Annotated in this window: 19 protein-coding genes and 1 tRNA gene; 13 read left to right on the forward strand and 7 right to left on the reverse strand. The window is 67.3% G+C overall.

Annotated features, from left to right (window positions below):
* Positions 1-6 precede the first annotated feature (6 nt).
* The 4 genes from ASE83_RS03530 to ASE83_RS03545 are packed head-to-tail and all read left to right on the forward strand — an operon-like array spanning position 7 to position 5,019.
* Entirely contained in the window at positions 7-2,070 is a 2,064-nt protein-coding gene (locus ASE83_RS03530) for an acetyl-CoA carboxylase biotin carboxylase subunit (protein ID WP_055783894.1), read from the forward strand.
* 35 nt (positions 2,071-2,105) lie between these two features.
* Entirely contained in the window at positions 2,106-3,662 is a 1,557-nt protein-coding gene (locus ASE83_RS03535; protein ID WP_235512962.1) for an alpha-amylase family glycosyl hydrolase, read from the forward strand.
* Positions 3,662-4,672 (forward strand): glycosyltransferase family 4 protein, encoded by a 1,011-nt coding sequence (locus tag ASE83_RS03540; RefSeq protein ID WP_055783895.1) that lies wholly within the window; start codon positions 3,662-3,664, stop codon positions 4,670-4,672. Before ASE83_RS03535 ends, ASE83_RS03540 begins: the two co-directional genes overlap by 1 nt.
* 56 nt (positions 4,673-4,728) lie before the next feature.
* Positions 4,729-5,019, forward strand: coding sequence for a hypothetical protein (locus ASE83_RS03545; protein ID WP_055783896.1), 291 nt, complete (start codon positions 4,729-4,731; stop codon positions 5,017-5,019).
* Here ASE83_RS03545 and ASE83_RS03550 read toward each other — a convergent pair whose 3' ends face one another.
* The 3 genes from ASE83_RS03550 to ASE83_RS03560 are packed head-to-tail and all read right to left on the reverse strand — an operon-like array spanning position 5,020 to position 8,032.
* Complete coding sequence (locus ASE83_RS03550; RefSeq protein WP_055783897.1) at positions 5,020-6,261, reverse strand: adenosylmethionine--8-amino-7-oxononanoate transaminase; 1,242 nt, start codon at positions 6,259-6,261, stop codon at positions 5,020-5,022.
* Positions 6,258-6,881, reverse strand: a complete 624-nt coding sequence (bioD, locus tag ASE83_RS03555) for a dethiobiotin synthase (protein ID WP_055783898.1) — start codon at positions 6,879-6,881, stop codon at positions 6,258-6,260. The genes ASE83_RS03550 and bioD overlap by 4 nt, the downstream gene beginning before the upstream one ends.
* Positions 6,878-8,032 (reverse strand): 8-amino-7-oxononanoate synthase, encoded by a 1,155-nt coding sequence (locus ASE83_RS03560; RefSeq protein ID WP_055783899.1) that lies wholly within the window; start codon positions 8,030-8,032, stop codon positions 6,878-6,880. Before ASE83_RS03560 ends, bioD begins: the two co-directional genes overlap by 4 nt.
* A gap of 125 nt (positions 8,033-8,157) precedes the next feature.
* On the opposite strand from ASE83_RS03560, the gene ASE83_RS03565 reads away from it, so the two are divergent.
* The 9 genes from ASE83_RS03565 to ASE83_RS03605 all read left to right on the forward strand — a co-directional run bounded on the left by ASE83_RS03565 (position 8,158) and on the right by ASE83_RS03605 (position 19,565).
* Positions 8,158-9,423 (forward strand): AI-2E family transporter, encoded by a 1,266-nt coding sequence (locus ASE83_RS03565; protein WP_082443050.1) that lies wholly within the window; start codon positions 8,158-8,160, stop codon positions 9,421-9,423.
* A 21-nt stretch (positions 9,424-9,444) separates the two neighbouring features.
* Positions 9,445-9,521 (forward strand) — tRNA-Asp (locus ASE83_RS03570).
* Positions 9,522-9,687: 166 nt separating this feature from the next.
* A complete protein-coding gene (locus ASE83_RS03575) occupies positions 9,688-10,965 on the forward strand; it encodes an NAD(P)/FAD-dependent oxidoreductase (protein ID WP_055783900.1) in 1,278 nt (425 codons plus the stop codon).
* 110 nt (positions 10,966-11,075) lie between these two features.
* On the forward strand, positions 11,076-12,665 hold the full coding sequence (locus ASE83_RS03580) for an ABC transporter substrate-binding protein (protein WP_327196406.1): 1,590 nt from the start codon (positions 11,076-11,078) through the stop codon (positions 12,663-12,665).
* Complete coding sequence (locus ASE83_RS03585; protein ID WP_200921805.1) at positions 12,662-13,645, forward strand: ABC transporter permease; 984 nt, start codon at positions 12,662-12,664, stop codon at positions 13,643-13,645. The genes ASE83_RS03580 and ASE83_RS03585 overlap by 4 nt, the downstream gene beginning before the upstream one ends.
* Positions 13,642-14,469, forward strand: a complete 828-nt coding sequence (locus ASE83_RS03590; RefSeq protein ID WP_055783902.1) for an ABC transporter permease — start codon at positions 13,642-13,644, stop codon at positions 14,467-14,469. Before ASE83_RS03585 ends, ASE83_RS03590 begins: the two co-directional genes overlap by 4 nt.
* Complete coding sequence (locus tag ASE83_RS03595; RefSeq protein ID WP_055783903.1) at positions 14,466-16,265, forward strand: ABC transporter ATP-binding protein; 1,800 nt, start codon at positions 14,466-14,468, stop codon at positions 16,263-16,265. Before ASE83_RS03590 ends, ASE83_RS03595 begins: the two co-directional genes overlap by 4 nt.
* A 248-nt stretch (positions 16,266-16,513) precedes the next feature.
* On the forward strand, positions 16,514-18,766 hold the full coding sequence (locus ASE83_RS03600) for a TonB-dependent siderophore receptor (protein ID WP_055783904.1): 2,253 nt from the start codon (positions 16,514-16,516) through the stop codon (positions 18,764-18,766).
* 52 nt (positions 18,767-18,818) lie between these two features.
* Positions 18,819-19,565 carry a DUF4198 domain-containing protein gene (locus ASE83_RS03605; protein ID WP_055783905.1) on the forward strand — a complete coding sequence of 249 codons (747 nt, stop codon included), beginning with the start codon at positions 18,819-18,821 and terminating at the stop codon, positions 19,563-19,565.
* Between the two features lie 392 nt (positions 19,566-19,957).
* Here ASE83_RS03605 and ASE83_RS03610 read toward each other — a convergent pair whose 3' ends face one another.
* The 4 genes from ASE83_RS03610 to ASE83_RS03625 form a co-directional block, all read right to left on the reverse strand.
* Complete coding sequence (locus tag ASE83_RS03610) at positions 19,958-20,884, reverse strand: 2-hydroxyacid dehydrogenase (protein ID WP_055783906.1); 927 nt, start codon at positions 20,882-20,884, stop codon at positions 19,958-19,960.
* On the reverse strand, positions 20,884-21,381 hold the full coding sequence (locus ASE83_RS03615; RefSeq protein ID WP_055783907.1) for an Lrp/AsnC family transcriptional regulator: 498 nt from the start codon (positions 21,379-21,381) through the stop codon (positions 20,884-20,886). The genes ASE83_RS03610 and ASE83_RS03615 overlap by 1 nt, the downstream gene beginning before the upstream one ends.
* Positions 21,382-21,407: 26 nt before the next feature.
* Entirely contained in the window at positions 21,408-22,787 is a 1,380-nt protein-coding gene (locus tag ASE83_RS03620; protein WP_055784461.1) for an aminotransferase class III-fold pyridoxal phosphate-dependent enzyme, read from the reverse strand.
* Between the two features lie 141 nt (positions 22,788-22,928).
* On the reverse strand, positions 22,929-24,005 hold the full coding sequence (locus ASE83_RS03625; protein WP_055784463.1) for a tartrate dehydrogenase: 1,077 nt from the start codon (positions 24,003-24,005) through the stop codon (positions 22,929-22,931).
* Positions 24,006-24,020 lie beyond the last annotated feature (15 nt).

Below are 24,020 nucleotides of genomic sequence, written 5' to 3' on the forward strand. Positions count from 1 at the left end.
AGCGATTTGTTCAAGAAGATTCTGGTCGCCAATCGCGGGGAAATTGCCTGCCGCGTGATGCGGACCGCCAAGCGGATGGGGATCGCGACCGTCGCGGTCTATTCCGACGCCGACGCGCGCGCGCCGCATGTGACGATGGCGGATGAGAGCGTCCGGCTGGGGCCGGCACCCGCTGCGCAGAGCTATCTCGATCCGGAATTGATCCTGATGGCGGCCAAGGCGACCGGCGCCGACTGCATCCATCCCGGCTACGGCTTCCTGTCGGAGCGCGAGAGCTTCGCGCGGGCCTGTGCCGATGCGGGCGTCGCCTTTGTCGGTCCGCCGCCGAACGCGATCGCCGCGATGGGAGACAAGATCGAATCCAAGAAGCTGGCGCAGGCGGCCGGCGTCAACGTCGTCCCCGGGTTCCTGGGTGAGATCGCCGATACCGAGCAGGCGGTGCGGATCGCGACCGACATCGGCTATCCGGTGATGATGAAGGCCTCGGCCGGCGGCGGCGGCAAGGGGATGCGCCTTGCCTGGAGCGAGCAGGACGTCCGCGAGGGCTTCGAGGCGACGAAGCGCGAGGGGCTGGCGAGCTTCGGCGACGACCGCGTGTTCATCGAGAAGTTCATCGAAAGCCCGCGCCACATCGAAATCCAGGTGCTGGGCGACCAGCACGGCAACATCGTCTATCTCGGCGAGCGCGAATGCTCGATCCAGCGCCGCCACCAGAAGGTCGTCGAGGAAGCGCCGTCGCCCTTCGTCACGCCGGCGATGCGCAAGGCAATGGGCGAACAGGCGGTGGCCCTTGCCCGCGCGGTCGGCTATTATTCGGCCGGTACCGTCGAACTGATCGTCTCCGGCGCGGACGTGACGGGGGAGAGTTTCTACTTCCTCGAAATGAACACCCGGCTGCAGGTCGAACATCCGGTGACCGAAGAGATCACCGGTCTCGACCTGGTCGAACAGATGCTGCGCGTCGCGGCGGGCGAACCGCTCGCCTTCACGCAGGATGACGTGAAGCTGACCGGCTGGGCGATCGAGAACCGCGTCTATGCCGAAGACCCCTATCGCGGCTTCCTGCCCAGCACCGGGCGGCTGGTACGATATGATCCTCCCCGGAACGGGGAGGGGGACCATGCGAAGCATGGTGGAGGGGGGGCTCCACGAACGACGTCGCTCGATAACGCGGTACCCCGCACCCGCGTCGACGACGGCGTCGTCGAGGGCGGCGAGGTCAGCATGTTCTACGACCCGATGATCGCCAAGCTCATCACCTGGGCACCGACGCGCGAGGCAGCGATCGATGCGCAGGTCGTGGCGCTCGACCGGTTCGAACTGGCCGGGGTCGGCAACAATATCGATTTCCTGTCGGCGATCATGCAGCATCCCCGTTTCCGCGCAGGCGCACTGACCACGGGGTTCATTGCCGAGGAATATCCGGACGGCTTCCACGGCGCGCCGGCCGATATGGCGCTTTTAAAGCAACTGGCGGCGGTCGCGGTGTTGGTCGATCTCGAGCAATCGTACCGCTCCCGGTCGATCGACGGGCAGCTCGGCACGCGCCCTGCGCCGTCGACCGAACGCATCGTCACTATCGGCGACCATCGCTTCGACATCTGTGTCGACGGCTATGAAGGCGGACTGCTGGTCAATATCGACGGCGATGTGCCGCTCGACGTGGTGACGCACTGGCGTCCGTCGCAGCGTCTTGTCGTCGCGCGGATCGACGACAGCGAGCTTGCCGTGCGGGTGGCGCGCACCATCGGCGGGTGGAAGCTGACCGCGCGCGGTGCGTCGCACATCGTCCGCGTCCTGCCGCCGCACGTCGCCGCGCTGACCCGGCACATGATTGAAAAGGTCCCGCCCGACCTCTCGCGCTTCCTGCTGTGCCCGATGCCGGGCCTGCTGACCCGCGTCGAGGTGGCCGAAGGGCAGAAGGTCGAGGCCGGACAGCCGCTGGCGGTGGTCGAGGCCATGAAGATGGAAAACATCCTCCGCGCCGAACGTCCCGGCACCGTCGCGCGTATCGCGCACGCCGCCGGCAACAGCCTTGCGGTCGATGCGGTCATCATGGAGTTCGAATAGGCGGAACGATTTGCCCGCTGGCGGCTTGTCCGCGGGTGATCGTTTCATCCGCGCAACCATGGTGGCAGGCCGCCACCATCTACCAGATCTATCCACGCTCCTTCGCCGACAGCGACGGGGACGGCATCGGTGACCTGAACGGCATCGCCGACCGTCTCGATTATCTGGTCGACCTGGGGGTGGATGCCATCTGGATTTCCCCGATCTATCCCTCGCCGATGGCCGATTTCGGCTATGACGTGGCGGACTATACCGGCATCGATCCACGCTTCGGCACGCTCGCTGATTTCGACGCGCTGCTGGCAAAGGCGCACGCCGCCGGCATCCGCGTGTTGCTCGACTTCGTGCCGAACCATAGTTCGGATCGGCATCCGTGGTTCGTCGAAAGCCGGTCGTCGCGCGACAATCCGAAACGCGACTGGTATATCTGGCGCGATCCCGCCGCCGATGGCGGACCGCCCAACAACTGGATCAGCGATTTCGGCGGGCCGGCATGGACGCTAGACCCGGCGACCGGCCAATATTATTCGCGCGCCTTCCTGCCCGAACAGCCGGACCTGAACTGGCGCAATCCGGACGTGCAGGCGGCGATGCTCGCGGCGATGCGCTTCTGGTTCGAACGCGGCGTCGACGGGTTCCGCATCGATGTGCAGTGGCACATGGTCAAGCACGCCAACTTCCCCGACAATCCGCCCAACCCCGATTTCCACGAAGGCATGGGCGACATGCACCGCGTGTTGCAACTGCATTCGACCGATCAGCCCGAGGTCCACGCCATCGCCACCGCGATGCGCAAACAGGCGGACGAATATGACGCGGTGCTGGTCGGCGAGATCTATCTGCCGATCCCCAAGCTGATGACCTATTACGGCACGGAAGAAGCGCCCGGCGTCCACCTGCCGTTCAATTTCCAGCTGATCGAGGCGAAATGGGACGCCGCCGAACTCGCCGCGCGCATCGTCGACTATGAGGCGGCGCTGCCCGACGGCGGCTGGCCCAACTGGGTGTTGGGCAACCACGACCGCCCGCGCATCGCCACCCGCATCGGCAACGCACAGGCGCGGGTGGCGGCGATGCTGTTGCTGACGCTGCGCGGTACGCCGACGCTGTATCAGGGCGACGAACTCGGCCTGACCGATGCGCAGGTGCCGCAGGACAAGGTACAGGACCCGCGCGAGTTGCGCGAGCCGGGTCTGGGGTTGGGCCGCGATCCGGTGCGGACCCCGCTGCCGTGGGACGCGAGCGGCGGCTTCACTACCGGCGATCCCTGGCTGCCGATCGACCCTGCGCACCTGCCGCTCAACGCCGCCGCGCAGGCGGAAGACCCCGCGTCGATGCTCAGCCTCTATCGCCGCCTGCTGGCGCTGCGTCGCGCTACGCCCGCGCTGGCGACCGGCCCGATCGACGACGTCCGCGCGGTCGGCAACGCCCTGACCTATCGCCGGGGTGGCTATCGCATCGCCCTGAATCTTGGCGACCATCCCGCCACGATCACGATCGAACCGGGACGGATCGTCCTCTCGACCCATGGCGATGTCGCCGATCTCCACCATCTGCGCCCCGCCGAGGGGCTGATCCTGAAAGTCGACTGATGCGCATCGCGATGATTGCCCCGATCGCGTGGCGCACGCCGCCGCGCCACTATGGCCCATGGGAACTGGTCACCAGCCTGCTGACCGAGGCGCTGGTTGCGCGCGGCGTCGACGTGACGCTGTTCGCCACGCAGGACAGTATCACCGCCGCGACGCTCGCTGGTGTCGTGCCCGCACCCTATAGTGAAGACCCGTCGATCGACGCGAAAGTATGGGAGTTCGCGCACCTCGCCCATGTGTTCGAGCGCGCGGGGGAGTTCGACCTGATCCACAACCAGGCCGATTTCCCGGCCCACGCCTTTTCCGGGCTGGTCGACACGCCGATGGTGACGACCATCCACGGCTTTTCGTCCGACCGCATCCTGCCGATGTACGCGCCCTATCAGGACCGGGTGCAATATGTCGCGATCAGCGATGCCGACCGGCACCCGTCGCTGCGCTATGCCGCGACGATCCATCACGGCATTCCGCTGGACGACTTCCCGTTCGACGCGACCGGCAGCGACGACCTGCTGTTCTTCGGCCGAATGCACCCGGACAAGGGTGCGGCCGCCGCGATCGCCGCCGCGCACGCCAGCGGCCGCCGCCTGCACATGGCAGGCATCGTGCAGGACGACCGCTATTGGCGCGAGGATGTCGAGTCGCATGTCGACGGTGATCGCGTCGTCTATCACGGCGCCGTGGGCGGCAAGGCGCGGACCGACCTGTTGGGCGGTGCGAGGGCGCTGCTCCACCTGATCGGCTTCGACGAACCGTTCGGCCTGTCGGTGGTGGAGGCGATGGCGTGCGGCACGCCGGTCATCGCCTATAACCGCGGATCGATGCCCGAACTGATCGAGCATGGCGTCAACGGCTTCCTCGTCGACACGCTCGACGAAGCGATCGCCGCGATCGAGCGGGTCGGCGAGATCGACCGCGCGGACTGCCGCCGCATCGTCGCCGAACGCTTCTCGGTGGAGGCGATGGCCGAACGCTATCACGCGTTATATGCCTCGATCCTTTCGGCTTGAAACCGGCCTGAACCGTGAATCGTTCGGACCGTCGTCTGTTGTGATGGAGGTCGGACATGCCGAGCGGTGACAAGAGCAGCTATACCGACAAGCAGAAGCGCAAGGCACAGCATATCGCGGAAGGCTATGCGGAGCGGGGGCTGCCCGAAAAGGAAGCGGAAGCCCGCGCCTGGGCGACTGTGAACAAGGATTCGGGCGGCGGCAACAAGTCCGGTTCCGGTCGCGGCAAGCCCGAAAGCCACGGATCGGCCCGTCGCGGCGGCAAGGCGGCCAAGCGTCCTGCCGCCGACCGCTCCGCCGCCGCACGCAAGGGCTGGGAAACGCGGCGCAGGAACGCCGCGACCTGATCACCCCGCGTCGCACGCCTCGCCCAGCGCCGCATAGATCGCATCCAGATCGTCCTCCTCGATGCAATAGGGCGGCATGACGTACAGCGTCGTGCCCAGCGGGCGCAGCAGCAGCCCGGCCTCACGGAACCGCGCCATCAAACGCGGCGCGCGATCCGACAGATAGCCCTCGTCGCTGTCCAGCTCGAACGCGGCGATCGTCCCCAGCCGCCGCGCGCCCGACACGCGGGGGTGCGTGGCCAGCGTCGCCAGCCGCACCGCCTGCCGGTCGCCCAGTGTCGCGATCCGCTCCGCCACCGGTTCCTCGAGCCAGATCGCCAGATTGGCGTTGGCGGCGGCGCAGGCGATCGGATTGGCGGTGTAGCTCGACGAATGGAAGAACATCGTCGCCCGGTCCGGCCCGTAATGCGCCTGATATACCGCCTCGCTCGCCATCGTCACCGCTAGCGGGATGGCACCGCCGGTCAACCCTTTCGACAGGCACAATATGTCCGGCACGACCCCGGCCTGTTCGCACGCGGTCAGCGTGCCGGTGCGGCCCCATGCCGTCATCACCTCGTCGGCGATGAACAGCACGTCGTGCACTCGGCAGATACGGTGCATCTCCGCCAGCACGGCGGGCGGATACATTCGCATCCCCCCCGCGCCCAGCACCAGCGGCTCGACGATGAACGCCGCCGCGCCGCCCCGACACGCCGCCGCCAGCGCGTCATAGGTCGCCTGTTCCCGGCCCGGATCGGGGAAGGGGATCGATCCGACATCGAACAGCAGCGGGGCATAGGCTTGGTTGAACACGCCGCGCGCGCCGACCGACATCGCGCCGATTGTATCGCCGTGATAGCCATGCTCCAGCACCAGGATGCGGTGCCGGCCCTCGCCCCGGTTGCGCCAATATCCCAGCGCCATCTTCAGCGCGACCTCGACGCTGGTCGACCCGGAGTCCGAAAAGAACACGCGGGTCAGCGCATCGGGCAGCATCGCGCACAGCCCCGCCGCCAGCGTCTCGGCCGGTTCATGGGTGTGCCCCGCAAAGATGATCTGGTCGAGCCGACTGGCCTGTTCGGCGATGGCGGCGGCGATGCGCGGGTTGTTGTGACCATGCGTCGTCACCCACCATGACGAGATCGCATCGACGATCCGCCGCCCGTCGGCACTCCACAGCGCCGCGCCGTCGCCGCGCACGATCCGCGGGATCGGTTCGCGCAGCCCGTGCTGGGTGAAGGGATGCCACACCGCGCTCACCGGAAATCCTCCACGTCGAATCCGGCGGCAAAGGCGCGGGCCAATGCGTCGGGAGTCAGTTGCTCGACGAAGGGCAGCCGCCCCAGCCGCTTCGTGTCGCCCAGCCGCGCGATGGTCTCCTCGCTGTCGGGCACCGCATCGCCGATGAAGGCGATGCCCCGGATCGGCACGCCCCGCGCGCGCAATGCCTCGATCGACAACAGGCTGTGGTTGATCGTGCCCAGCGCGGTGCGGGCCACCAGGACCACCGGTTGCCACCAGCGCGCGAACAGGTCGGCAAAGGTCGTGGTACCGACGATCGGGACCAGCACGCCGCCCGCCCCCTCGACGACCAGCGGCCCCGTCACCTGCGGCAGCGCGAGCCGGTCGAGGTCGATCGTCACCCCGTCGATCGCCGCCGCGCGATGCGGCGAACAGGGGGTGGCGAGCGCATAGGCTTCGGGCAGGATGCGGTCGGCCGCGATGCCCGCGAGCCGGGCGACGCGTTGGCGGTCGGTCCCGTCGTCGGTCCCGGCCTGCACCGGCTTCCAATAGGATGCGCCCAGCGCCGCCGTCAGCGCGGCGGCGAACACCGTCTTGCCGACATCGGTACCGGTGCCGGTGACGACGATCACGGTCATGCCATTTCCTCCAGTGCGTCGCCCAGCGCGGCGATGTCGCCCGCATCGATGTTGAGCGTCAGCGAGATGCGCAGCCGCGCGGTCCCGGCGGGGACGGTCGGCGGGCGGATGCCGCGAATGTCGAACCCGCGCCGCTGCAACGCCTCGGCCAGCGCCATCGCCCGGCCATCTTCGCCGACGATCAGCGGCAGGATCTGCGACCCGCTGACGCTCGCCCCCAGCGGCCCCAGCCGTTCGCCCGCCAGCCTGACCCGTTCGGCCAGTATTGCCCGCCGCTCCGGTTCGTTACGCAGGATACGTAGCCCCGCCCGCACCGCCGCCGCCATCACCGGGGAGGGGGCGGTCGAGAAGATAAATCCACGCGCGCGGTTGACCAGGAAATCGGTGACGACCACCGGCCCGCAGATCAACGCCCCCTCGCTGCCCAGCGCCTTGCCGCAGGTCCGCAGCGTCACGACGTTCGGCTGCCCCTCCAGGTCGGCGGCGAGGCCCCGGCCATCGGGACCGAACACGCCGGTCGCATGGGCTTCGTCGATCAGCAGCATCGCATCGTGCCGCGCCGCGACAGTTGCCAGCGCCGACAACGGCGCGCGGTCGCCGTCCATGCTGTACAGGCTCTCGACCGCGATCCACGGGCTGCCGGTGCCGCCCTGTCGCCGCCACGCCCGGATCGCATCCTCGATCGCGTCCGGGTCGTTATGGCCGGCCGCGACCGACGGCGCGCGCGCCATCCGAATCCCGTCATGGGCGCTGGCATGGATCAGCGTGTCGTGGACGATCAGGTCGCCGCGCTGCGGCAACGTCGCCAGCAGCGCGGCATTGGCGGAAAAGCCGCTGCCGAACCACAAGGCGCTTTCGCTGCCGAAGAATGTCGCTGCTTCCGCCTCCAGCGCTTCATGTTCGGCATGGTTGCCGCGCAGCAGCCGCGATCCACCCGATCCGACCGGCACCCCGCGCGCCACGGCGTCCTCGACGGCGCAACGCAGTGCGGGCGATCCGGCCAGCCCCAGATAGTCGTTCGATGCGAAATCGCGCCCGGCGATGGGGATCAGCCGACGTCGCCGGTCGATCGCCGACAGCCGGTGCAGATCGTCGACGACGGCGCGCAATGCCGGGGGGAGGGGGGCAGGCGCCCGTTGGTCGTCCGTCATTACTCCAGTCCGCCGGCCCCATGCCGGGCGATGCCCATATCCGTCGGCCCGCAATGGCGCAAATCCGGCGCCCGTGCGTTACGCCGCCGATGGCGCGGGTCGCCGCGAGCGATTAGAAAGATTTCATGGCAGATTCCGCACCCGACTCCATCGCTTCCCGTCCGCCGGTCGACCGCGCGGGGGCGACCGGTACGGCCGCCACGCCGCCGGCCGATCCGGTCGACGCGGTGATCGACGCCCCGACCGAGGAGCTGCGCCGGGACCGGTTGCTGGCCGCGCTGACGCTCATCGCCGGGATCGGGCTGGTGCTGGCGCTGCCCTTTGCGTTGCAGGCGGGCGCGCGCTTCTTCCTGCCGCTGACCGCCGCGATCGTCATCGCCATCGCGCTGGTCCCGCTGCTCGAATGGCAGGAACGCCACCGCGTTCCCGCGCCGCTGGCCGCCTTCTTTTGCGTGATGTTGTTCCTGATCGTGGCCAACGGGGCGCTGGCATCGATCGTCGTGCCGGCATGGGGCTGGGCACAGATACTGCCCGACCGCATCGACCGCGTGCAGCACAATGTCGCGCCGCTGATCGATTTCTATGCCAGTCTGGAAAAGTTCGTGAACGGCCTGATCGCCAATGTCGCGACCGCGCCCGCCAAGCAGACCGCCAGCAGCGTCGCCCCGCCGCAGTCGCTGCTCGATCTCGTCACGACCTCGGCGCCATCGGCATTGCTGGAGATGTTCTTCGCGATCCTCGTGATCTACTTCTTCCTTGCCGGCTGGACCAATTTGCGCCGCGCGGCGATCACCGGGCGCAGCAGCTTCGGCGGCGCGATGGCGACGGCGCGGGTGATCCAGAACGTGGTTGACGATACCTCGGCCTATCTCGGCACCATCACCCTCATCAACCTGATGCTGGGCGTCGTCGTCGCAGGCGCGCTGTGGTATATCGGGATGCCGACGCCGCTGATGTGGGGCGGGATCGTCGCGCTGCTGAATTACGTCCCGTATCTGGGACCGATCTTCGCCGCGCTGCTGCTGGCGCTGGGCGGATTGATGACCTTCACCGACATATGGTGGGCACTGCTGCCCGCTGCGATCATGGTCGGCGCGCATCTTGTGGAAGCGAACGTCATCACCCCGCTGGTCGTCGGCCACCGCCTGACGATCAATCCGTTGATGATCCTCATCACACTGAGCTTCTGGGGCTGGGTCTGGGGCACGCCCGGCGCGTTGCTCGCCGTGCCGTTGCTCATCATCATCCAGACGGTGCTGAAGGGGGCCGGCAAACCCGACATCGCCGGCTTCCTGTTCGAACACGGCACGCTGGTTCAGGACGTGCCGCCGCCGGGGCGAAATGCGGGAAATGCCAATAGCGGCGTTGACAGCCCCGGCGCGGCTCCGTAAAGGCCGCCTCCTCGCTAGAGAGCGGGTGTAGCTCAGTTGGTTAGAGCGCCGGCCTGTCACGCCGGAGGTCGCGGGTTCGAGCCCCGTCACTCGCGCCATGGCGCATCATCGGATGCCCATCCAGCGCCATCGACATCGCGGAATTTTATGCCGGAGCGATGCTTCCGTCGTTGATCCGAACCGCGCGTCCGACCCGCCTTCCATGACATCCTGCCGTTGCCGCCATGCTAGGCGTGTCGAATCGGCGGTGGTGAAGGCAGGACCATGAAACTCGCATCCTATTGGCTGGAAACCAGCCCGCGCTTTTCCGGATCGGTCGAAGCACCGTTGCCGTCGCGGGCAAGCGTCGTCGTGATCGGCGGTGGCCTGACCGGCCTTTCCGCCGCGCGCACGCTGGCGATGCACGGCACCGATGTGGTGGTGCTGGAAGCCGGGCGGATCGGGGGAGAAGCGTCGGGTCGCAACGGCGGACAGTGCAACAACGGCCTTGCCGGTGACCTGCGCGCGCTGGCCGATCGCATCGGTTTCGAGGCGGCGGCGCAACTCTATCGCGTATTCGACGAAGGCGTCGACCGGGTCGAGGCGATCGTCGCCGAGGAAGGGATCGATTGCGATTTTGTGCGCAACGGCAAGCTGAAGCTGGCCGACAAGCCCGAACACGCCGCCAAGCTCGCCCCGCTTGCCGATTATCTGGCGAGCACGGTCGAACCGGACATCCGCCATGTCACCGGCGATGCGCTGGCGGCGGAGATCGGATCGCCCGACGCCTATGGCGGGCTGATCTTTCCGCGCAGCGCGTCGCTCCATGTCGGCCGCTTCGTCGTCGGGCTGGCCGAAGCCGCCGCCCGTCAAGGCGCGCGTGTCGTCGAAGGGGCGCGAGTCACCGCGATCGAACCGGGGCAGGGCGGGGGCATGCGGGTGACGACGCCGCTCGGCACGATCGCTGCCGATCATGTCCTGCTGGCGACCGGCGCGTCGATGGACGGACCGTTCGGCTGGCTGCGGCGGCGGATCGTGCCGATCGGCAGCTTCATCGTCGCGACCGAGCCGATGGCCCCCGATCTGGTGCGGCGGGTGATGCAGGGGCGGCGGAATGTGACGACGATGCGCAACATCGGCAATTATTTCCGGCTGACGGCGGATGACCGGCTGATCTTCGGCGGGCGCGCCCGGTTCGCGCTGTCGTCGCCGAGCAGCGATGCCAGAAGCGGAGAGGTGCTGGTGCAGGCACTCGCCCGTCTGCTGCCGGCGGCGAAGGATGTGCCGATCGCCTATACCTGGGGCGGGATCGTCGACATGACCGCCGACCGCCTGCCCCGCGCCGGGGTGCGCGACGGGATTCATTACGCAACGGGCTATAGCGGCCATGGCACCCAGATGTCGGTGGCGATGGGCGAACGCATGGCGCGCACGATTCTGGGCGAGGCGGGGCTGAACCCGCTGGCCGATCTGGCATGGCCCGCCATTCCCGGCCATTTCGGCAAGCCATGGTTCCTGCCGCTGGTCGGCGCGTGGTATAAATGGAAAGACATGCGGGGCTGAGGGGCGGCATATTCTGCCGGGCGAATACGTGCCGAACGGTGCCGGTACGTGTCGTCAGTGCAAATTCGGCATGGCTTGCAGCCCGCTTCGCTTATTCTGCTGCGACCAACATGGGGGATCGGCATGGCGCGATGCGGCACAGGATCGGGACGGACAGCGCGATGAGCGACGCGGCGTTCGACCTGTCGCGCCGTATGCTGCTGGGGGGCATGGCTGCCGGGCTGCTGCCCGCCACGCTCGACGCCGCCGTGCCGCCCACGCCCCGGCGCGGCGGATCGATCCGGGTGGCCAGCATCGCCAGCTCGACCGCCGATACGCTGGACCCGGCCAAGGGCGGGCTGTCGACCGACTATATGCGGCATTATATGCTCTATAGCGGGCTGACCCAGTTCGACGGGCAGTTGCGGGCGCGCCCGGCCCTGGCCGAACGGATCGAGACGCGCGACAATATCGATTGGCATATCCGGCTGCGGCGCGGCGTCACCTTTCACAACGGCAAGACGCTGGCCGCGCGCGACGTGGTGCACTCGCTGCTGCGGCACAAGGACCCGGCAACGGGATCGAAGGTCGCGACGATCGTCGAACAGTTCCACGGCGCCCGCGCCACCGGACCGCTCGATGTCCATCTGCGCCTGACCGGACCCAATCCCGAACTGCCCGCGATTCTCGCCCAGTCGCATTTCCTGATCGTCGATGCCGACGCACGCAGCTTCGCGACCGCCAACGGGACCGGCCCCTACACGCTGGCCGCGTTCCAGCCGGGCATCCGCACCATCGTCCAGCGCAACCCGAACTATTGGAAGCCGGGGCGCCCCTATCTCGACCGGATCGAACTGATCGCCATTCCGGACGAGATTTCGCGGGTCAACGCGCTGCTGTCGGGCGATGTCCAGGCGGTGATCGCGGTCAGCCCGGGATCGGTCAAGCGCGTGCGCGCGACCGGCAGCCACGACGTTCTCGAAACCCCGTCGGGCCTCTACACCGATCTGGTCATGCGGCGCGACAATCCGACGACCGCCGGCGCGGACTTCATCCTCGCGATGAAGCATCTGTTCGACCGCGAACTCATCAAGCGCGCGCTGTTCCGTGGGTTCGCGACCATCGCCAACGATCAGCCGCTGCCGCCCTTCCACCCGATGTTCAACCCGACCGTGCCGCAGCGGCATTTCGACCTCGACCGTGCGCGCTTTCATCTGCGCAAGGCGGGGCTGATCGGCGCGCGGATGCCGGTCTATGTCTCGCCCGCCGCCAACCAGTCGGTCGACATGGGATCGATCCTGCAGGAACATGCCGCGCAGGTCGGGCTGAACCTCGCGATCAACCGGGTGCCGAGCGACGGATACTGGTCGACGCACTGGATGAAGCACCCGCTGACCTTCGGCAACATCAACCCGCGACCGACCGCCGACCTGACCTTCAGCCTGTCCTTCGCGTCCAGTTCGCCGATGAACGAGGCGGGGTGGCACAGCGCGCCGTTCGACCGGTTGCTGGCGGAAGCGCGGGCGAGCGTCGATCCGGCGCGGCGCAAGATGCTGTACGGTGATATGCAGACCGTCATCAACCGCCACGGCAGTCTGGTCATTCCGGCGTTCATCACGCTGCTCGACGGCATCGACCGGCGGCTGAAGGGGATGCGGCCGATCCCGCTCGGCGGTCTGATGGGCTATGCCTTTGCCGAACATGTCTGGTGGGACGCATGAGCGCCGCCGCGACGCCGCGATCCGGCTGGGCGGTGCCGCTGCGGCTGATCGCGAAACGGACCGGCATGGCGCTGGTCACGCTGCTGCTGGTCTCCGTCGTCATCTTCGCATTGAGCGCGATGCTGCCCGGCGACGCCGCCGAGGAGGCGTTGGGGCAGGGTGCGACCCAGGCGCAGGTGGAAGCGCTGCGGCAGGAAATGGGGCTCGATCGCTCCGGTCCCGTCCGATATGCCAACTGGCTGGGCGGGCTGCTGGTAGGCGATCCCGGCCAGTCGATGATCGCGCACAAGCCGGTGGGGGAGATCATCGCCGAACGGTTGCCCAACACGCTGACCCTGGCGTGGCTGACGGCGCTGATCGCGGTGCCGGTCGCCTTTGCCATCGGCATGGCGAGCGCGGTTGCGCGGGGGCGGCGGCTCGATACCGGGCTGAACCTGACGATGCTGGCGATGGTCGCGCTGCCCGAATTCCTGGTCGCGACGATCGCGGTGCTGGTGTTCGCCGTCGAACTGCGCTGGCTGCCGTCGATCACGCTGATCCGCCCGGATCAGAGTTGGCCCGATTTCCTGCGCAGCTACGCGCTGCCGGTCCTGTCGCTGGCGGTGGTCGTCATTGCCCAGATGGCGCGGATGACCCGCGCGGCGATCATCGCCGAACTCGACCGTCCGTATATCGAAATGGCGCGGCTGAAGGGGGTGGGGTCGGTCCGGCTGATCTTCGTCCATGTCCTGCCCAACGCGATCGGGCCGATCGTGAATGCCATGGCGCTCAGCCTGTCCTACCTGCTGGGCGGCGCGATCATCGTCGAAACCATCTTCAATTATCCGGGACTTGCCAGTCTGATGGTCAATGCCGTGACGTCCCGCGACATGCCGCTGCTGCAGGCATGCGCGATGATCTTCTGCGCCACCTACCTGCTGCTGATGCTGATCGCCGACGTGATCGCGATCCTCGCCAATCCGCGACTGCGCCACGGATGAGCAGCGGCGGGATGCTGCGCCGGGTCCGGGCGTTGTCGCCGGCGGGGCGGTTCGGCCTGGCGGTCGTGCTGTTCTGGATCATCGTTGCCTTGATCGGGCCGTGGCTCGCACCCTATCCCGAGGGTGCCTTTGTCAGCGAGGATGTGTTCGCCGGGGCCGGCCGCGATTTCTGGCTGGGCAGCGACTATCTGGGACGCGATGTCTTCAGCCGGTTGCTGACCGGGGCGCGTTTCACCGTGCTGCTGGCGGCGGCGGCGGTGTGCATCGCCTGCACGGTCGGCACCGGGCTGGCGCTGACCGCCGCCGTCGCGCCGCGCTGGCTGGACGAACTGCTCTCGCGGGCGATGGATACGCTGATCTCGATCCCGTCCAAGATCCTCGCGCTGGTCCTGGTCGCGGTGTTCGGCTCGTCGCTGGTCCTCCTGACGCTGATCGTCGCCTTCACCTATATCCCCGGCAATTTCCGCATCGCCCGGGCGCTGGCGGTGAACCTCGCCCGGCTCGATTATGTCGAGGTCGCGCGGGCGCGGGGCGAGGGGCGCATCCACCTCGCGCTGGTCGAGATCCTGCCGAACATGATCCGCCCGCTGCTGGCCGATGTCGGGATGCGGTTCGTGTTCATCGTGCTGCTGCTGTCGGGCCTGAGCTTCCTCGGGCTGGGCCTGCAACCGCCCGATGCCGATCTGGGATCGCTGGTACGCGAGAATGTGACCGGGCTGGGCGAGGGGGCGCTGGCGGTGATCGTGCCGTCGATCGCGATCGCCAGCCTGACGGTCAGCGTCAACCTGCTGATCGATGCCGCGTCGCGGGGGCGGGGCAAGTGAGCGCCGTGCCGCATGTCGAGGTGTCGGGCCTGACCGTTACCGTCCGCCGTGCCGATGGATCGCTGCTGCGCATCGTCGACGACGTATCCTTCGCGGTTCCGCGGGGCGAGGTGCTGGCGCTGATCGGTGAATCGGGGTCGGGCAAGACGACCATCGCGCTGTCGCTGATGGGCTATGCGCGGGGCGGGGCGATGCTGGGCGGATCGATCCGCGTCGGCGATGCCAGCCTGAACGGCACGGGCGACGCCTCCCTCGCCGCGCAGCGCGGTCACCGCATCACCTATGTCGCGCAGAGTGCCGCCGCCGCGTTCAATCCGTCGCGGCGGATCATCGACCAGGTGATCGAACCCGCGTTGATCCATCGCACCGCCGACAGGGTGGCCGCGCGCGAGCGGGCGGTGATGCTGTTCCGCGCGCTGGCGCTGCCGACCCCGGAGACGATCGGCGAACGCTACCCGCATGAATTGTCGGGGGGGCAGCTCCAGCGGTTGATGGCGGCGATGGCGCTCATCACCAAACCCGATCTCGTGATCTTCGACGAACCGACGACCGCCCTCGACGTGACGACGCAGGTGGAGGTGTTGCAGGCATTTCGCCGGGTGTTCCGACAGGAGCGGGCGACCGGCATCTATGTCTCGCACGATCTGGCCGTCGTGGCGCAGATGGCGGACCATATCCTCGTGCTGAACGGCGGACGGGTGCGCGAGCAGAATCGCGCCGCGCCGCTGCTGGCCGATCCGGCCGACGCCTATACCCGGATGCTGATGGGCGCGGCCCACCCGGTCATCGCCGCCGGCAAGCCTGCCCGATCCGCCGCGCCGACGCCGTTGTTGTCGATCGAAGGGGTATCCGCCGGCTATGGGCCGATCGGCGCGGATGGGCGGCCGGCCAATCCCGTCTTGTCCGACGTGTCGATCGCCATTCCGCACGGCGGTGCCGTCGGCGTGATCGGCGAATCCGGATCGGGCAAGTCGACGGTCGCGCGCGTCGTCGCCGGGTTGCTCGCCCCGACCGCCGGGCAGGTGACGCTCGATGGCAGGCCGCTTGCGCCCGGCCTGTCGGCGCGCAGCCGGGACGACCTGCGCCGTATCCAGATCGTGTTCCAGAATGCCGACACCGCGCTCAATCCCGCGCACAGCGTCGGCGATATTCTCGGTCGCGTGATCCGCTTCTATCACGGCGCGACCGGGGTGGAGGCGCGGCGACGGGTGCAGCGCCTGCTCGACCTGACGCAGTTGCCCGCCGCAGCGATCGACCGGCGTTGCGACGAATTGTCGGGCGGGCAGAAACAGCGCGTGAACCTCGCCCGCGCGCTTGCCGCCGATCCCGACGTGATCCTGTGCGACGAAGTGACCTCGGCGCTCGATACCGTGGTGCGTGGTGCCATCCTCGACCTGTTGGCCGAACTGCGCCGGGAACTGGGCCTCGCCTATCTGTTCATCAGCCACGACATCGCCACGGTGCGGGCGCTGTGCGACGATATCGTCGTGCTCTACAAGGGGACGCGCGTCGAAACCGGGCCGGCGGACAGCTATGCGCGCGCGCCATGGCATCCCTATACCGATCTGCTGATCGGATCGGTGCCGGAAATGCGTGCGGACTGGCTGGCGGACGCGCCTGCGCGTGTTACGCCACCGTTTGCGTATCGCGCCGAAACGTCCGGGCTGTGCCGGTTCCTGCCGCGTTGCCCGGTGGCGATCACCGGGCGTTGCGACACGCAATTGCCGCCGCTGCAGCATCTGTCGGGGGGCAGCCACATCCTGTGCCATCGCAACGAAGCCGAACTGGTCTGCTGACTATCGGGCCAGCGGCACAAATGCGGCCCGCGCAAAATGGTTCCGAACGGCAGCGGACCGTGTAAGCAGATCGTGCGCTGAACGTCATCTATTCGACATAAACGGACGGGGATGCCCATGCACACGGATGCAAATGCCATGGGGCAATTCTCATACTCCGGTTCAGCGAAGGCGCACGGAGACACGCGACAGACGTGTCCGGGACAGCAGGGGCCAACCGACGCGGCAACTTTCAAAGGGATCTTTCCATGGCGAAGCGCTCGACCCGAAACCTGATGCTTGCCGGCGCGGCATGTCTTGTCATCGCCGCACCGGCCTATGCGGCTGAACCGAACGATACGCCGCCGGTCACGGCGACGGCCCTCGCCGATGCGCCGGTCGATGACGGAACGCAGGACGAAACCGGCTCCGAAATCCTCGTCACCGGCACGTTGCAGGCGTTTCGTGGCAACACGACGCTCAAGCAGTTGCCGCAGGCGACGCAGGTCCTGTCGGTCGAAACGCTGCAGCAGCTGAACATCACCCGGCTCGACGCCGCGCTCGACCTGTCGGCCAGTGTGTCGCGCCAGAACGCGTTCGGCGGCCTGTTCGATTCCTTCGCGATCCGCGGCTTCGTCGGCGATCCCAACACGCCCTCGGGCTTCCTCGTCAACGGGTTCAGCGGCGCGCGCGGCTATGGCGGCCCGCGCGATACGTCCAGCGTGCAGGCGATCGAAATCCTGCGCGGCCCCACATCGGCCTTGTTCGGGCGGGGCGAGCCGGGCGGCACAGTCAACATCGTGACCAAGAAACCGACGCTGGATCAGGCGGGCGGCTATGTCATGGGCAGCGTCGGCCGGTTCGAAACCTATCGCGGCGAGCTGGACTACAATCTGCCGGTCAACGACATCCTCGCGTTGCGCGTGACCGGGGCCTATGAACAGGGCAACAGCTATCGCGACACGATCGAAACATCGAAGCACGCGATCACGCCCAGCCTGCTGCTCCAGACCGGCAACCTGACCGCGAATCTCGAGTTCGAATATAGCCGGCAGAAAGTGCCGTTCGATCGCGGCGTCATCGCCTATGGCGACAATCCTGCCACGCTGCCCCGCTCGCGCTTCCTGGGCGAGCCGGCCGACGGGCCGAACCGCGCGCTGAACCTCGGCCCGCAATTGCAGGTGCAGTACAAGCTGGGGAAGGATTGGCGCGCGTTGCTGGGCGTCGCCTATCGCTACACCGAACTGACCGGGTTCGGGGAAGACCCCGAATTCGGCGCAGGTCGCAATCCGTTGTTCGTGAACGGGGCGATCGCCGGTGCCTTCACCTCGCGTCGCCGGGTCTATCGCGACTTTGCCGGCAAGGATTTCATTCCGCGCGTCGAACTGTCGGGCAGCCTGATGACCGGCGGGATCAAGCACAACCTGCTGGTCGGTGCGGATTACGAATGGTTCAAGCTGGACATTCTGACCACCCGCTTCCGCCCCGGCAACCTGACCGCCGCACAGCGCGCGGATTTCGCGTCGGGCAATCCGTCGCGGGCGACGCTGATCGCGACCAATGCGATCAGCGTGAACAACCCGGTCTATTTTACCGCCGAGGAACTGGCCCGCATTCCGGTCAGCGCGTTCCAGAGCCGCACCGAAGTCGCCAAGGCGGCCGGCGTCTATGTCCGCGACCGGATCGAGCTGACCGACTGGCTCTCGCTCCAGGCGGGCTTGCGCTATGACGATTATCGCCAGACTGTGAACAATCGGCTGAACGGCGTCCAGACGCAGCAGGAGTTCACCAAGTTCAGCCCGTCGGCCGGCGTCAGCGTCAAGGCGACCGAGCAGCTGACGCTCTACGCCAGCTATGCGCAGGGGTTCCGCGCCAATACTGGTGTGAACGTCCGCAACGAAGCCTTCCGCCCCGAAACGACGACGTCGTACGAAGGCGGAATGAAGTTCGACGTCATCGACGATACGCTGTCGGGCACGGTCGCCTTCTTCCGCATGGACAAGACGAACGTGCTGACCGCCGATCCGGTCAATGCCGGCTTCTCGCTCGACGTCGGCAAGGCGAAGAGCAAGGGCTTCGAAATCGACCTGAACGCGCGCATTCCGCGCGGACCGCGCGTTACCGTGTCCTATGCCTATGTCGATGCGGAGATCGCCGAGGATATTCTCGACCCCGATTTCGGTCGCACCATCCGTGCCGGCGATCCGCTCATCAATATCCCGCGCAACAGCATCTCGGTGCTGGCGGCGCAGGACTTCACCTTCGGCGACAAGGTGCTGACGCTGGGCGGCGACATCAAGTTCGTCGACAAGCGGCTGGGCGAGACGGGCACGACCTACATGCTGCCTGACTATGCGCTGGTCCGGCTGTTCGGCTCGGTCGACCTTGCGCGGAACCTGACGGTGTCGGCGGAGGTCAGCAACCTGTTCAACGAAACCTGGTTCCCCAGCTCCTATGCCCGGTTGTGGACCTTCCCCGGTGCGCCGCGTAGCTGGTCGGTGCGCGGCACCTTCCGCTTCTGAACCTCTTGCGGGCGGCCTGATGGTCGCCCGCCTCGTTTTACAGGAGATAACTATGGCGAGGATTCATGCGATCGGCAGTGCGCTGGTGCTGGGCGGTGCAGTGCTGCTGCCGTCTGTGGCGGCCGATGCCCATGGCATCTGGTTCGCCCAGCGTGCCAAGCAGCTTGCGATCATCTACGGCGTCGGTGCCGACGATCTGGAAGCGGTGAAGCGTCAGCCGATGCTGGAAAGCATCCAGGCCTGGGACGCCGCGCTCCGGCCGGTCGCGGCGCGCCTGCGCACCGATGGCCCGGTAGTGGTGGTGGATATTGATGCGAAGCCCGCGCTGGTCAGCGCGGTGCTGCCCAACGGCACTTGGACGAAGCTGCCCGACGGCGAATTCGTCAAGAAGGGCAAGGACGAGGTACCCGGTGCGAAGTTCGCCGAGACCACCATCAAATATGCCGTGACGCTGCAAGGGGCCGGCGTGCCGCGCGTCCCGCTGATCCCGGCGCAACTGCTGCAGATCGTGCCGGTCGGCGCGATTCCGGCGAAGCTCGGGCAGCCGCTGACCTATCGCATCACGTTCCGGGGAAAGCCGGTGGCGGGGGCGGAGGTCGTGAACGACATGGTCAACGACCCCGACGCGACGCCGCGCGTGACCAGGACCGACGGTTTGGTCACCCTGCCGGTCCGCAATCAGGGGCTGAACGTGATCCGCGCGGTGCTAACCCGGCCGAGTGATCGGCCGGCGCAATTCGACCGGTACGAACATACCGCGACGCTGGCCTTCACCCTGCCGCACGCACCGGAGGAATAGGTCGAGCGGCTGGTTCAACCTGGTGCCGATCGACCTTCGGCTACTTGCCGTGTCGTTCCTGACCGGCGCCGCCAGCCTATCGTCACCCCGGACTTGTTCCGGGGTCCACGGCGCGACAATCGGTGCGGTATGAGCATCCGTCGACTGCGATTGCGGCTCGGTGGACCCCGGAACAAGTCCGGGGTGACGAAAAATTGCATGTCGATCGGTGCCAGTTCAACTCTGACGTCATCCCAGCGAATGCTGGGATTTCCTCGTGATAGCGCATAGCGGGAGTCGCGGGATGCATCAGCCTTCGCTGGGGCGACGTTTGCGCGGAGCGGAACCAATTCCTGTTCGAGAGAGGGCAACGGACTGTCCACCGACACTTCCGCTACGGCTCGCTCGCCCGGTCAATATCCCCGATCGCGCGCGACCACGCCGATCATCGGTTCCCCGGTGATATGGCGTCGCAAATTGGCAATCAGCGCCTTGCCCGATCCTTCGGTGTCGGTGGCGGCGGCGACGTGTGGCGTCACGACGACGCGACGGTGCGTCCAGAGCGGGTCGCCCGCCGGCAACGGCTCGATCGGCGTCACGTCGAGGATCGCCCGCGACAGATGCCCGCCGTCCAGCGCCGCGATCAGCGCCTGCGCGTCGAGATGTCCGCCACGCCCGGCGCTGACCACCGCCGCCCCTTGCGGCATCCGCGCGAACAGGTCGCGGCCCAGAATGCCCCGCGTCTCCGGCGTCAACGGCAGGAGGTTGACCAGAATGTCGGTTTGCGCGGCGAATGCCCGCAGTCCGTCATCGCCATGGAAGCAGGTGACGCCCGGTACGTCGCGCGGGCTTCGGCTCCATCCCGACAACTGGAACCCGAACGGCGCCAGCGCGTCGAGCGCGGCCGATCCCATCTGTCCCAGCCCGGCGATCCCGACCCGCCGATCGCCCGCCGCGACCTGCGGCAGCGCGTGCCACACGGCATCGCGCTGCTGGTCGGCATAGGCGTACAGGTCGCGGTGCAGCGCCAGCACCGTCATCACGACATATTCGGCCATCGCGGCGGCAAGGTTCGGTTCCACCAGCCGCACGACCGTGACGTGCGCCGGAACCTGGCTGAGATCGAGCTGATCGACGCCCGCACCGATCGAAAAAAGTACCTCGAGGTTCGGCAGCGTCGCGATCAGCCCGTCGGGCAGCGTCCAGGCGGCGAGATAGCGGACGTCCGCCGGATCGCCGATGTCGGGCGACAGCCGCACCTCCAGCGACGGAATGGCCTCCGCGATCATCCTCGCCCAGACCTGCCCTCGCGCGGCGGCGGCGGTATAGAGCAGCGCCATTATTCGCTGCGGCCGTCGAACAGCAGGTCGATCGGCGGGTTGCGCCGGATCACCGCCGATTTGATGACGATGTAGCTGAAATATTTCTCGATGCCGAAATCGCGTTCCAGCATACTCTCGATCACTTCCTGATAATGGGCGACGCTGCGGGTCACGAACTTCAGCATGTAATCATAGCCGCCCGACACCAGATGCGCCTCGACGATTTCCGGTACGGTGCGCGCCCGCTGTTCGAACCGGCTGAAATCGCCGGTCCGATGGTCGCTGAGCGTCACTTCGGTGAAGACCGTCAGCGAACTCCCCAGCTTCGCCAGATTGATCGTCGCGCCATAGCCCGAGATATAGCCATGTTTCTCCAGCCGCTTGACCCGCGACAGGCACGGGCTGGGCGACAGGCCGACCGCATCGGCCAGGTCGACATTGGTCATGCGGCCATTTTCCTGAAGCCGGGCCAGGATCTTGAAGTCCAGCCGGTCCAGTTTCGGTCCAAGGCTCATCGGTCAACCCCCACGCTATCCCCGGCCTAGTTCAGTGCAGCACGGATCTCCGGCTGGTCAAGCACATCGTCCAGCGCGGCGGTCAGCCGGTCGGCGATCGCATCGACCTCGTGCTCCGTCGCGGTCAGCGCGGGGGCGAGGCCGATCGTGCCATCGGCGAACGCGCGGAAGATGATGCCGCGCTGGTAACCGGCGGCGCTCAGCCGGTCGGCAAGGCCGAGCGACGGATCGAACCGCGCCTTGCTGCCCTTGTCCGCGACCAGTTCGATCGCGGCCAGCATCCCCTTGTACCGCACCTCGCCGACCAGCGGATGCGCGGTCAGCGCGTCGAGCCGCGCGGCGAGCTTCGGCCCCTGCGCCTGTCCGTTCGCCAGGATGCCGCCCTCCCGGTACAGCCGCAGCACCTCCAGCGCGACGGCGGCGCTGACCGGATGCCCCGAATAGGTCAGGCCGTGGCCGATCGGCAGATGATTGTCCGGGCCATCGGCGATGACGGCATGGACATCCTCGGCCATCAGCACCGCGCCCATCGGCGCGTAACCGGCGGTCAGCCCCTTGGCGATCGTCATCAGGTCGGGGGTCACGCCCTCATGCTCGCACGCGAACAGCGGCCCGGTGCGGCCGAACCCGGTAATCACTTCGTCGACGACGAACAGGATGCCCAGCTCGCGGCAGGTGCGCTCCATCGCCTTCAGCCAGCCGACCGGCGGGACGATCACGCCGCCCGATCCCTGCACCGGTTCGGCGAAGAAGGCGGCGACGTTCTCGGCGCCCAGTTTCTCGATCTTCGCGCGCAACCGCGCCACCGATGCCTCGACCAGCGCATCGCCGCTGCGCCCTTCCGGATCGCGATAGGCATAGGGTGCCGGAATATGATGCTGCCAGGCAAGCGGCAGGTCGAACTGGCGGTGGAACGCGGGCAGGCCGGTCAGTCCGGCCGAGGTCGAGGACGACCCGTGATAGCCCTTGTCGAGGGCGATCATGTGCTTGCGCCCGCGCTCGCCGCGCGCGTTCCAGTAATGGGTGATGAAGCGGATCGCCGAATCCACCGCGTCCGACCCGCCCAGCGTGAAGAACACCCGCGTCAGCCCCTCGGGCGACAGGGTGGCGAGCTGATCCGCCAGCCGGATGGTCGGTTCGCTGGTATAGCCGAAATAGCCGGTGGCGTAGGGCAGGCGACGCATCTGCGCCATCGCCGCCTCGACCACGCTTTCCTGGCCATAGCCGATATTGACGCACCACAGCCCGGCAAAGGCGTCGAGCAACTGCCGTCCATTGCGGTCGGTCAGGAACAGCCCCTGACCGCTTTCCAGCACCGTCGCGCCCCTTGCCTCATGCGCGCGCCATGCGGTTACCGGGTGGACCAGATGGTCGCGGTCCATCGCGATCAGCAGTTCGTTCTTCATGCTTTCGGCCTTTCGGGCGTTCCAGTCGGGACACCGGAAAGCTAGGCCGCACATCGCCTTGGCAGTTGTCGAAATGCCCGCGCCGGCCGGGCCGCGCTGCCGAATCGACCGGCGGCGCGGCATATCCTGCTGCGGGTCGGATCAGCCTATTTCGGCGGCGATCGCCTTCGCGCAGTCCTCGGTCGAGGCACGTCCGCCCAGGTCGCGGGTGCGTCCGGCCGGGCTGGCCAGCACGCGCTCGATCGCGGCGACGATACCGGCGGCGGCGTCGTGCTCGCCGAAATGGTCGAGCATCATCGCCGCGGTCCAGATCTGGCCGACCGGATTGGCGACACCCTGTCCCGCAATGTCGGGCGCGGAGCCATGCACCGGTTCGAAGGTGGACGGCACCGACCGGTCGGGGTTGATGTTGCCGCACGGCGCGACGCCGATCGTGCCGGTGCAGGCCGGACCCAGATCGGACAGGATGTCGCCGAACAGGTTGGAGGCGACCACCACGTCGAACCGGTCGGGGTTCATCACGAACTGTGCGGCAAGGATGTCGATATGATATTTGTCGGTGCGGACGTCGGGATATGCCTTGGCCATTTCCTCGACCCGGCCGTCCCACCACGGCATGGTGATGGCGATGCCGTTCGACTTGGTAGCCGAGGTCAGGTGCTTTTTCGGCCGCGACTGGGCAAGGTCATAGGCATAGCGCAGGATGCGGTCGACGCCGTAGCGGGTCATGACCGTTTCCTGATGCACGATCTCGCGCGCGGTGCCGGGAAAGCTGATGCCGCCGACCGCCGAATATTCGCCTTCGGTATTTTCGCGCACGATCATCATGTCGATGTCGCCCGGACCGCGCCCAGCCAGCGGGCACGGGACGCCCGGCATCAACCGCGCCGGGCGCAGGTTGACATACTGGTCATATTCCCGCCGGAACTGGATCAGCGATCCCCAGAGCGACACGTGATCGGGCACCGTATCGGGCCAGCCGACCGCGCCGAAGAAGATCGCATCGACCGCGCCGATCCGGTCCTTCCAATCCTCCGGCATCATCGTGCCGTGGCGGGCATAATAGTCGCAGCTGGCGAAATCATGCCATTCCTGCTCGACGGTAAAACCATGGACGGCGGCCGCCGCCTCCAGCGCCCGGACGCCGGCGGGCACGACTTCCTTGCCGATCCCGTCGCCCGGAATCACCGCCACGCGATAGTTGCGCGAACCGTTCATCATCGTCTCCGTCCC

The sequence above is a fragment of the Sphingomonas sp. Leaf32 genome (assembly GCF_001421765.1).
Taxonomy (GTDB): domain Bacteria; phylum Pseudomonadota; class Alphaproteobacteria; order Sphingomonadales; family Sphingomonadaceae; genus Sphingomonas.